This is a genomic window from Aquabacterium sp., assembly GCF_035476535.1.
Classification (GTDB): Bacteria; Pseudomonadota; Gammaproteobacteria; order Burkholderiales; family Burkholderiaceae_C; genus Pseudaquabacterium.
Genome location: NZ_DATILJ010000252.1, coordinates 18400 through 28019, shown reverse-complemented (window position 1 = coordinate 28019; position 9620 = coordinate 18400). Strand labels below are relative to the sequence as shown.

The 9620-nt window shown below is 69.6% G+C and carries 7 protein-coding genes; 2 read left to right on the top strand and 5 right to left on the bottom strand.

Annotated elements, in window-relative coordinates:
* The 3 genes from VLK61_RS25370 to VLK61_RS25360 all read right to left on the bottom strand — a co-directional run.
* Nucleotides 1-738, bottom strand: a 738-nt coding sequence (locus tag VLK61_RS25370) for a GntR family transcriptional regulator (RefSeq protein WP_325425237.1), incomplete at its 3' end; no start/stop codon positions are given.
* Nucleotides 739-743: 5 nt separating this feature from the next.
* Nucleotides 744-1943 carry a DUF5009 domain-containing protein gene (locus tag VLK61_RS25365; protein WP_325425235.1) on the bottom strand — a complete coding sequence of 400 codons (1200 nt, stop codon included), beginning with the start codon at nucleotides 1941-1943 and terminating at the stop codon, nucleotides 744-746.
* Nucleotides 1943-4696, bottom strand: a complete 2754-nt coding sequence (locus VLK61_RS25360; RefSeq protein ID WP_325425233.1) for a TonB-dependent receptor — start codon at nucleotides 4694-4696, stop codon at nucleotides 1943-1945. Before VLK61_RS25360 ends, VLK61_RS25365 begins: the two co-directional genes overlap by 1 nt.
* Before the next feature lie 220 nt (nucleotides 4697-4916).
* Between VLK61_RS25360 and VLK61_RS25355 the strand changes: the two genes are divergently transcribed.
* Nucleotides 4917-5573: a response regulator transcription factor gene (locus VLK61_RS25355; RefSeq protein ID WP_325425231.1), complete on the top strand. Its 657-nt coding sequence runs from the start codon at nucleotides 4917-4919 to the stop codon at nucleotides 5571-5573.
* Nucleotides 5573-7021, top strand: a complete 1449-nt coding sequence (locus tag VLK61_RS25350) for a sensor histidine kinase (RefSeq protein ID WP_325425229.1) — start codon at nucleotides 5573-5575, stop codon at nucleotides 7019-7021. The genes VLK61_RS25355 and VLK61_RS25350 overlap by 1 nt, the downstream gene beginning before the upstream one ends.
* Before the next feature lie 91 nt (nucleotides 7022-7112).
* Here the strand turns inward: VLK61_RS25350 and eda are convergent, their stop codons facing one another.
* Together eda and edd are read right to left on the bottom strand one after the other, a co-directional pair.
* Nucleotides 7113-7730 (bottom strand): bifunctional 4-hydroxy-2-oxoglutarate aldolase/2-dehydro-3-deoxy-phosphogluconate aldolase, encoded by a 618-nt coding sequence (gene eda, locus VLK61_RS25345; protein WP_325425227.1) that lies wholly within the window; start codon nucleotides 7728-7730, stop codon nucleotides 7113-7115.
* A 7-nt stretch (nucleotides 7731-7737) separates the two neighbouring features.
* Nucleotides 7738-9552 carry a phosphogluconate dehydratase gene (edd, locus tag VLK61_RS25340; RefSeq protein WP_325425225.1) on the bottom strand — a complete coding sequence of 605 codons (1815 nt, stop codon included), beginning with the start codon at nucleotides 9550-9552 and terminating at the stop codon, nucleotides 7738-7740.
* Nucleotides 9553-9620: the final 68 nt, after the last annotated feature.

Genomic DNA, 9620 nt, shown 5'->3' with positions numbered 1-9620 from the left:
CAACTCCATCAACAAGGGCGACGCATCGGCGCGCCAATAGGCCTGGCGCAGCTCGGTGGCCGCGCCATCGGCCGCAAAGCGCCACTGCCGCAAGTGCAGCAGCGGTGCGCCACTGGGCACATCGAGCAGCTGCGCCTGCGGCGCATCGGCCAAAACGGCGCGGATCTGCTGACGCAGCCGCCCTGGCCCGCGCGGCGCCAGGCGGCTGGTCGATGCGGCGGGCAGTGCCGCCATCGCGCGAGCGCAATGGCTGACCACCGCCTGCGGCCGCCCGCCCAGCTCGTGCAGCCAGCGTTCACGCAGCACGCGAGCGGGTCGAGCCAGCGCCAGGCCGGCCAGCTCCTCGGCATCGGCCTCGGCGATTTCGCGGCTCAGCCAGCGAATGCGGCCGTCACGGCCGATCGGTGCCGGCGACAGCCACCTCGCCTCCAGGTTCGACTGCGCATCGTGCAAGGGCGCCAGCCAGCCCTGCTCGCGCAGCAGCGCCAGGGCCTTGCGCAGCGTCATGCGCGAGACCTGGCACAGCTCGGCCAGCCGGCGCTCGGAGGGCAGCGCCGCGCCCCAGGCCCAGCGGCCCTGCGCCAGGCCTTCCTGCAGCTGCCTCGCCAGCTGCAGGAAGCGGGGCTCCGACTCGGTCCGCGCGGGGCCGGCCGGCGCATGGCCGATCGGTGCACATCCGGCCGGCGCATGTCCTGCCGGTGCGATGCGCAGGCCGGCCTGAGCCATCGGCATCGGCATCGGCATCACAGCCGCAGCCGCAGCCCACGCGCGGCGAGCCCACGGGTCAGCAGCGCCACCGCCAACGCATAGGCCAGCGCCGTCGCCACGCCGGGCGATCCTTGCGCCAGCACCGCCGGCCGATGCAGGTGCGCCAGCTGCATCAGCGCCTCGACGACAAAGGGAATCAGGTAGGCCACCAGCGGCAGCGCCGCGACCGGTGCCAACCACGAGGCTAACGCCGAACGAACGCGGCCGGCCAGGCCATGCTGCAGCCCGAGCAGGATCAGCACGCAGGCCGCGGCGCTGAACAGCGCCCAGCTCGGCGTGGCCGCGATCTTCGAGACCGGCAGCCAGGGTCGTAAGCCGGCGGCAGCCAGCGCCATGACCAGCGCGAAGGCCAGCGCCTGCAGGCCACGCCGCCGCGCGCCGGCCGGACTGCGCTGATCGAACAGCAGCAGCGCCGCGACGCAGCCGGCCAGCACGATGGCCGCATGCGACGCATGGCCGCCCTGGCTGAACACCATCTGCCAGAACGGCTGCGACTGCAGCGCCGGCAGCTTCCCGGCCGCGAAGTAGCCGACGCACAGCAGCATCACCGCCAGCAGCGGCACGACCCGGCCGCGCAGCAGCAGGTAGGCCGCGCAGGCCAGCAGATAGGCCCAGCCGATCAGGCCGAGGATGCCCCACCAGTGCGCGCGCAGGCCTTGTGTGCCGTCGGCGCCGCCGCGGTACAGCAGCGCCAGCGCGACGAAACCCAGCGCGCCGGCCAAGCGCCAGGGCCAGGCCAGCGCCGGCCCGCCGCGCACCGAGCCCCACAGCAGAAAGGTCGCGGCATAACTCGCCAAGGCCCAGGCGGCAACGGGCAGCGGCATCGCCTCGGGCCGGACCACTTCTTCGGCGTTGACCATGAACACGCCCACCAGCACCAGCGACGCCGCACGCCCCAGCACATGCCCCAGCACCGGCGCCAGGCCGGTGGCCAGGGCCAGGCGCTGCTGCAATGCGAACGGCACCGACAGCCCGACGATGAACAGGAAGGCCGGGAACACGCCGTCGACGAAGCTCATGCCGTCGGATTCGGCTGGCATGTGCTTCATCCACGCCGGCAGGCCTTGCACGCCATGCCAGTCGTTGACGACGATCATCACCAGCACCGTCAGCGCGCGGAAGATGTCGATCGCCTCGTTGCGGCCGGCCGGCAGGCGGGCTGCGGTTTCACGCATCAGAAGTACACCGTGCCACGCACGCCATACATGCGCGGCGCGCTGTAGCTGTTGTAGGTGTAGCCGCCGGCATTGCCCTGGCCCATCCAGTTCTTGACGATGTTGTTCGTCAGGTTGGTGCCCCACAGCTCGACATCCCACTTGCCATCGGCCTGCGCCAGGCGAAACGAGGCGTTCCAGTTGGCGTAAGGCTTCTGGTAGTCGCCGATCACCGCGTTGTCGAGGTTGCGCACGGTGAAGTACATGCGGCTCTGCCAGCGCGTGCTGACGGTCGGCGTGAGTGTGTAGTTCTCGCCCAGCGCGATGTCGTGGCTGTAGGTCAGGCCCAGCGAGTACTTCGGCGCATAGGGCAGTTGGTGGCCACGCACGTCCAGGATCGCGCGGCCGCGCTTGGCCGGGTCATCGCCCAGGTAGACCGGTGCGCAGGGCTCGGCGCCGAACTGCGCGCGGTAGCCGCACATCCAGTTGTCGTCGTAGGTCGGATAGGTCTTGACCTTGCTGTCCAGCAGGGCGAAGAAACCGGTGAACCGGCCGTCGCGCCAGGGCAGCACCTTGAACTCCAGCTCCAGGCCGCGGATGTCGGCGTCGCCGATGTTCTCGGTCTTCCAGGCGGCGACGATGTCGCAGGCCGGGTTCCAGTCCGGGCAGGTCTCGCCCGGGCGCAGCAGCTTCTGGCCCACGGCGTTGGTGCCGGTCACGTGCATGCCCTGGTACTTGGTGAAGAAGGCCACCGCGCTCAGGTCCAGCGTGTTGCCGAAGTGGCGGCCCTTGTAGCCGAACTCCAGGTTCTTGGTGGTCTCGGGGCCGTACTCGAGGAAGCTGTACTTCTGCGTCGAGCCGTCAGTGCAGGTGCCGCCGCCGCAGGTGTCGAACTTGTCGCCGAAGCCGCCCGGCCGGTAGCCGGTGGCCAGCGAGGCGAAGACCATGCGTGACTTGTCGATGTCGTACTGCAGGCCGCCGCGCCAGGTGGTCTTGCTCCAGTTCATGCTGTGGGTGTTCTCGGTCGGCACCGGGTAGACGCCGAGTCCGGCGAACGGGCCCATGCCGAACGTGAGATCGGTACCGTTGTGCGGCGTGCCCAGGCCCGGCGCCTGCGGCGGCGTGTACAGGCCGTTGTAGTACCAGGGCTCGCTGGCGTCCCACAGCCCGGCGCTGATGCCGCCCTTGTCGCTGCGCTGGTCGCGGCTGTAGCGCATGCCCAGCGTGCCGGTGAGCTTGTCGGCCAGCAGCATGTCGCCCTGCATGAAGAAGGCCTTCGAGCCGATGCGGCGATCGGGCTGCGCGTAGAACTGGCCCTGCGGCATCGCATACGGCGCGGCGACCAGGTTGTCCTGCGCGAAGTCGATGGCGTTCTTCTCGTTCAGCGAAAACAGGCCAGCCACATAACGCCAGGTCGGACCGGACTGCTTCAGCTGCACTTCATGCACCCAGGAGCGGTAGTTCGAGTTGAGCGTGTAGCTGGCCCAGTCGATCGCGTGCTGGCGGCCCCAGTTGCCCCACTCCTGCATCGCATCGACGTCGCTGTCCAGCCAGGTCTGGCCGCCGTCGTCGTCGTGCTGCTGGTAGCGCTTCTGCTTGGCGAAGGCCAGCTTGTAGCCCAGCTCGGTGCTGTCGTTGAGCTTCCAGGTCAGGTTGCTGCGCAGCGTATCGATCGTCATGTCGAGCTTGCCCGGCACGTTGATGATGGCGTGCCACTGGCCCTCGGGGCCGCAGGCCCACTGCGTGCCGGCGGCCATCGCACAGTCCTTCAGGCCGATGTCGCCGGCGCTGCCGTTCTTGTAGTGCTCGGCGCCCACCGTCCACTCCAGCGCCTTGCTCAAGGCCCAGCGGGCAGTCACGCGTGCGCCCCACTGGTCGGAGTTGTTGTAGTACTCGCTGGGCGAGAGCTTGCGGTTCAGGCGCTGGTCGGTGTCGGGCTTGCCGTCGGGCGTGAAGCTGCCGTCGGGCATCTTGACGCCGCGGTCGCGCAGGTCCTGCTCCTGCGTCAGGTAGCTGTCGCGCTTGTCGACCATCACCGCGGCGCGCACGGCAAAGTTGTCGGCCAGCGCCAGGTTGTAGACAGCCCGCGTCTGGCGCGCCTTGTAGTTGCCCAGTTGCAGCGAGGCCCAGCCGTAGTTGGACTTGAAGTCAGGCTTGGCCGGGATGATGTTGACGACACCGGCCGTGGAATTGCGGCCGAACAGCGTGCCCTGCGCGCCGCGCAGCACTTCCACTTGGTCCAGGTCGAACATCAGCGCCAGCGAGCCCTGCGGCCGCGGCGAGTAGATGCCGTCGATGTGGATGCCGACAGCGGGGTCGCCGATCTCGGTGAAGTTGGTCGAGGTCACGCCGCGGATCGCCGCCAGCACGCCCGAATCGCCGTTGGACAGGCCCAGCTGCAGGTTGGGCACCATGCCGCTCAGGTCCATCACGTCCTTGACGTTCTGGCGCACCAGGTCGTCCGGGTTCAGCGCGCTCACCGCCACCGGCGTCTTCATCAGGTTGGTGGCGTTGCGGGTGGCCGTCACCACCACGGTGGGCAGTTCGGCGGACTGCGCCTTGTCGGCCGCTGCAGGCACCGCAGGCTTGGCGGTCTTGTCGACCGCATCCTTGTCGGGGGCCACGGGCGCTGCCGGCGGCGTCTGCGCCTGCAGGCCCAGCGACGAGCCGAGCAGGCCGCAGACGGCCAGCCGCAGCGCGGTGGGGACGAAGCCGGCGCGCCGGCTCCGCTGCACAAAAACCTCGGTCGCGCGCTGCGCCGCCAACTGCTTCATGGAAGTTCCCTCCGGAACGAGTTCATCGTGAATCACATCGCCCGAGCACCCCCGGAACGGCCGGCGGCAACTATCGAACAGCGACGTTTGAGGCTCGATCAGCGTCTTCTTAAGGTTTGCTCAAGAACACCGTGCGCGGCGCAGCCGCGTCACGCTGCTCCGGCAGAATCGATGCGCAGCCGGTGCCTGGAACGGCGCCGAGGAAAAAGAGGAAGCAGCGATGAGGGTTTGCCTGGTCGAAGACGACTTGACGCTCGGCCGCTCGCTGCAGGCCGTGCTGCAGGACGGCGGCCACGATGCGATGTGGCTGCGGCGCGCGGCCGATGCACGCTTCTGGTTCAACGAGCAGCGCGCCGATGCCATGCTGCTGGACCTGGGCCTGCCCGACGGCGACGGCCTGGACCTGCTGCGCCACGTGCGCCAGCGCGACAAGCAGATGCCGGTGATCGTGATCACCGCGCGCGACGGCATCGAAGACCGGCTGCAGGGCCTGGACAGCGGTGCCGACGACTACCTGGTCAAGCCCTTCGTCGGTGTCGAACTGCTGGCCCGCCTGCGCGCGGTGGCGCGCCGCGCCGGGCTGTGGGGCGAAGGCGATTCGGGGCTGTGGACCACGAAAGACCTGGTGCTCGACGAACGCCGCCGCCGGCTGACGCGGGACGGCACGCCGATCGCACTGTCGAAGACCGAATTCGAGCTGCTGCTGACGCTGCTGAAGTTCACCGACCGGGTGCTGACGCGGCGCGAGCTCGAAGCCCGCGCGCTGGCCGGCAGCGACGGCCATGCGCTGGACGTGCACATGTTCAACCTGCGCAAGAAGATCGGCGAAGGCTATATCCGCACGGTGCGTGGCGTCGGCTACGCCGTCGAACCGTGATGGCCGGCGCAACGCTGGACCCGATGCAGGCGCCGGCGCCGACCAAGTCGCTGTTCAAGCGCACGCTGGCGCTGTTCTTCGGCATGGCGCTGGTGGCCTGGTGCGCGCTGATGGCCAGCGAGGTCTACGACATCAAGGTGGTGCAGGCCCGCAACGGCCAGGCCTGGAACCATGTCTGGGCCGAACATGTGCTGCTGCAATTGCGCACGCAGGGCGCGGGCGTGGGTGCGGGTGTTGGCGCGGGTGTTGGCGCAGACACGGCGCGGCTGCCGGCGGCGCTGGGCCAGCTGGAACACCTGCGCAGCCAGGAATGGCGTGAGATGGGCTATGAGCCGCCGACCATCCTCCTGCAGGTGCTGCAGCATGGGCAGCTGCTGCACCAGTTCGCCTCACCCGACATCGGCCGCCGCCCGCCGCCCGACCCGGCGCAGCGGGCCAGTAATGCCGACTGGCTGTACGTCGAACTGGCCGAGCCGCAGCAGGGCCTGCAGGTGCGCCGCTGGCAGGAAGTGCCGGGCGACTGGCACTTCGGCCTGCATGGCCTGGCCTACTACAGCCGGCCCTTCTTCCTGACCCTGCCGGTGCTGATGTTGACCGCCTGGCTGATGCTGCGCGTGGGCTTCAATCCGCTGCGTCAGCTCGGTGGCCAGATCGCCGGGCGCTCGCCGAAGAACCTGCAGCCGCTGCCGCCGTCGCCCTATGTCGAGCTGGCGCCGGTGGTCGATGCGCTCAACGCCTTGCTGGCGCAACTGCGCGACCACCATGGCCGCGAGCGCGACTTCCTGCTCAATGCCGCGCATGGCTTGAAGACGCCGCTGGCGGTGATCCAGGCCAATGCCGACACCACGCTGACCAGCACCGACGCCGCGCGCGGTGCGCAGGCGCGCCAGCGCCTGGTCGACGGCGTGCGCCAGGCCACGCACACGGTGCACCAGCTGCTGTCGCTGGCGCGCTCGGAGGCCGATCCGCTGACGCTCGATATGCGCAGCATCGACTTGGTCGGCCTGCTGCGTGACCGCATGGTGCTGATCAACGACCTGGCCCAGCGCCGCGACATCGAGCTCGAACTGCAGGCCCCGGCCGACTGCGTGGCGACGGTGCACCGCGAGACCATGGGCTCGCTGATCGACAACCTGCTGGACAACGCCGTCAAGTACTCGCCGCCCGGCAGCCGCGTGGTGGTGGTGCTGGACAGCGATGACCAGGCGCTTCGCCTGAGCGTCACCGACCAGGGGCCAGGCATCCCGCCGGCGCTGCGCGAGAAGGTGTTCGAACGCTTCTTCCGCCTGCCCGACCAGGAAGAGCCGGGCAGCGGGCTGGGCCTGGCGATCGTCGACAGCGCCGCCCTGCAGCATGCGGCGACGGTGACGCTGGAGGCCGGCTTCGATGGCCGTGGCCTGCGCGTGGCGCTGCGGCTGCCGCGAGCAAGCGCACCGAACACCGCATAACTCCGCGGCCTCAAGCGGACGCCGCGAATCCGGCTTTGCCGGTCCGCCGGCGTCGCCCCCTGGGGGAGGCGCCGAAGGCGCTTCGGGGGGCCTATCTTCCAGCCGCGCGCGCGAGCTGGGTGATGCGCGCCCAGTCCCCCTGCTCCACCGCATCGGCCGGCGTCAGCCAGGAGCCACCGCAGACCTTGACGTTGGGCAGTGCCAGGAACTGCGGTGCCGTCTCCGGCGTGATGCCGCCGGTGGGACAGAACACGACGTCGGGGAACGGCCCGTGCAGCGCCTTCAGCATGGCGATGCCACCGGCTTGCTGCGCCGGGAAGAACTTCAGGAAGTTCAGGCCGTCGGCCTGCGCCGTCATCACCTCGCTGGCAGTGGCGACGCCGGGCAGCAGCGGCAGGCCCAGTTCGCGGCAGGCGGCGCCGATCTCACGCGTGTAGCCGGGGCTCACGGCAAACTTGCTGCCGGCATCGCGGGCGGCCCTCGCATCGGCCGCCGAGCGGATGGTGCCGGCGCCGACCAGCGCCTCGGGCACCGCCTTGGCGATGGCCTCGATGCAGGCCAGCGCGACATCGCTGCGCAGCGTCACCTCCAGCACCTTGACGCCGCCGGCCAGCAAGGCTTCGGCCAGCGGTACGGCATCGGCAATGCGCCTCAGCACGATCACGGGAATCACGGGGCCATGGCTGGCCAGGCTCAGGGTGTCGATCATGGGGTGCTCACAACCAGGTGATGGCGCCTTCTTCGGCGCTGGTGACATTGCGGCGCATGCCGCCGAAAAGCTCGCGGCCCAGGCCATGGGCATTGTCGACGGCGTGTGCCGGATCGATGACTTGCACGCTGCGGGCAGCCCATTGCGCATCGTCGATCAGCACGTCGAGCTGGCCCTGCACGGCGTCGAGGCGGATGCGATCGCCGGTGCGCACACGCGCCAGCGGCCCGCCGGCCAGTGCCTCGGGGCTGACGTGGATGGCGGCCGGCACCTTGCCGGACGCACCGCTCATGCGGCCGTCGGTGACCAGCGCCACCTTGAAGCCCTTGCCCTGCAGCACGGCCAGCGGCGGTGTCAGCTTGTGCAACTCGGGCATGCCGTTGGCGCGCGGGCCCTGGAAGCGCACCACGGCAATGAAATCGCGTTCGAGCTCACCGGCCTTGAAGGCCCGTTGCAAGCCTTCCTGGCTGTCGAACACGATGGCCGGCGCTTCGACGACATGGCGATCCTCGGGTACCGCCGAGACCTTGATCACCGAGCGGCCGAGGTTGCCGGTCAGCAGCTTCAGCCCGCCGGAGGCCGAGAACGGCGCCGCCGCCGGCCGCACGACCGAGGTATCCGCGCTGTCAGCCGGCAGGCTGTGCCAGCGCAGACCGGCTTCCTCCTGCCGCGGCACTTGGCCGTAGGCGGCCAGGCCACCGCTGGCCACGGTGGCCACGTCGGCATGCACGCAGCCGCTGTCGATCAGCTCACGCAGCACGAAGCCGGTGCCGCCCGCGGCCTGGAACTGGTTCACGTCGGCGCTGCCGTTCGGGTAGACCCGCGCCAGCAACGGCACTTCGGCCGACAGTTCGGCGAAGTCCGTCCAGTCGATATGGATGCCGGCGGCACGCGCCACCGCCACCCAGTGGATCAGGTGGTTGGTCGAGCCCCCGGTGGCCAGCAGCGCGACCATCGCATTGACGATCACCCGCTCGTCGACCAGCCGGCCGATCGGCGTGTAGCGCTGCGCCTTCGTCAGACTCAACACCGTGCCCACGGCTTCGCGCGTCAGCCCTTCGCGCAGCGCATCGTGCGGATGCACGAAGGCCGCGCCGGGCACATGCAGGCCCATCGCCTCCAGCAGCATCTGGTTGCTGTTGGCCGTGCCGTAAAACGTGCAAGTGCCGGCGCCGTGGTAGGCGGCCTGCTCGGCCTGCATCAGCTGGTCGCGCCCGACCAGCCCTTGCGCATGCTGTTCGCGCACCTTGGCCTTGTCGTTGTTCGACAGGCCCGATGACATCGGCCCGGCGGGCACGAAGACACATGGCAGGTGGCCGAAATGCAGCGCGCCGATCAACAGCCCCGGCACGATCTTGTCGCAGATGCCCAGCAGCAGCGCGCCGTCGAAGACGTCGTGCGTCAAGGCGATCGCGGTGGCCATCGCGATGGTGTCGCGCGAGAACAGGGACATCTCCATGCCCGGCAGCCCCTGGGTCACGCCATCGCACATCGCCGGCACGCCGCCCGCCACCTGCACCGTGGCACCGCGGCGCTGCGCTTCGTCGCGGATCAGTGCCGGGTAGCTTTCGTAGGGCTGGTGGGCCGACAGCATGTCGTTGTAGGCCGTCACCACCGCCAGGTTGGGCGCGCGTTCGGCGACGATGCGCAGGCGCTGGTCGCCCGGCATCGCGGCAAAGGCATGGGCCACGTTGGCACAGCCCATGCGTTCGGTGCCCGGTGGACGCTGCGCCAGGGCGTCGATGCGGGCGAGATAGTCGCGCCGGGAGGCCGCGCTGCGTTCGCGGATACGCCCGGTGATGTCGGCGATGCGTGTCTTCATGATGGAATGGTAACCCATGCTTGTTGAATCAAGTAACCCGGTTACATACCCCAGTCGATTGACGGGCT

What these genes read in the sequence shown, in the direction of transcription:
- VLK61_RS25365 (WP_325425235.1), bottom strand. Translation starts at nt 1,943, where the DNA reads ATGCGTGAAACCGCAGCCCGCCTGCCGGCCGGCCGCAACGAGGCGATC.
- VLK61_RS25360 (WP_325425233.1), bottom strand. Translation starts at nt 4,696, where the DNA reads ATGAAGCAGTTGGCGGCGCAGCGCGCGACCGAGGTTTTTGTGCAGCGG.
- VLK61_RS25355 (WP_325425231.1), top strand. Translation starts at nt 4,917, where the DNA reads ATGAGGGTTTGCCTGGTCGAAGACGACTTGACGCTCGGCCGCTCGCTG.
- VLK61_RS25350 (WP_325425229.1), top strand. Translation starts at nt 5,573, where the DNA reads ATGGCCGGCGCAACGCTGGACCCGATGCAGGCGCCGGCGCCGACCAAG.
- eda (WP_325425227.1), bottom strand. Translation starts at nt 7,730, where the DNA reads ATGATCGACACCCTGAGCCTGGCCAGCCATGGCCCCGTGATTCCCGTG.
- edd (WP_325425225.1), bottom strand. Translation starts at nt 9,552, where the DNA reads ATGAAGACACGCATCGCCGACATCACCGGGCGTATCCGCGAACGCAGC.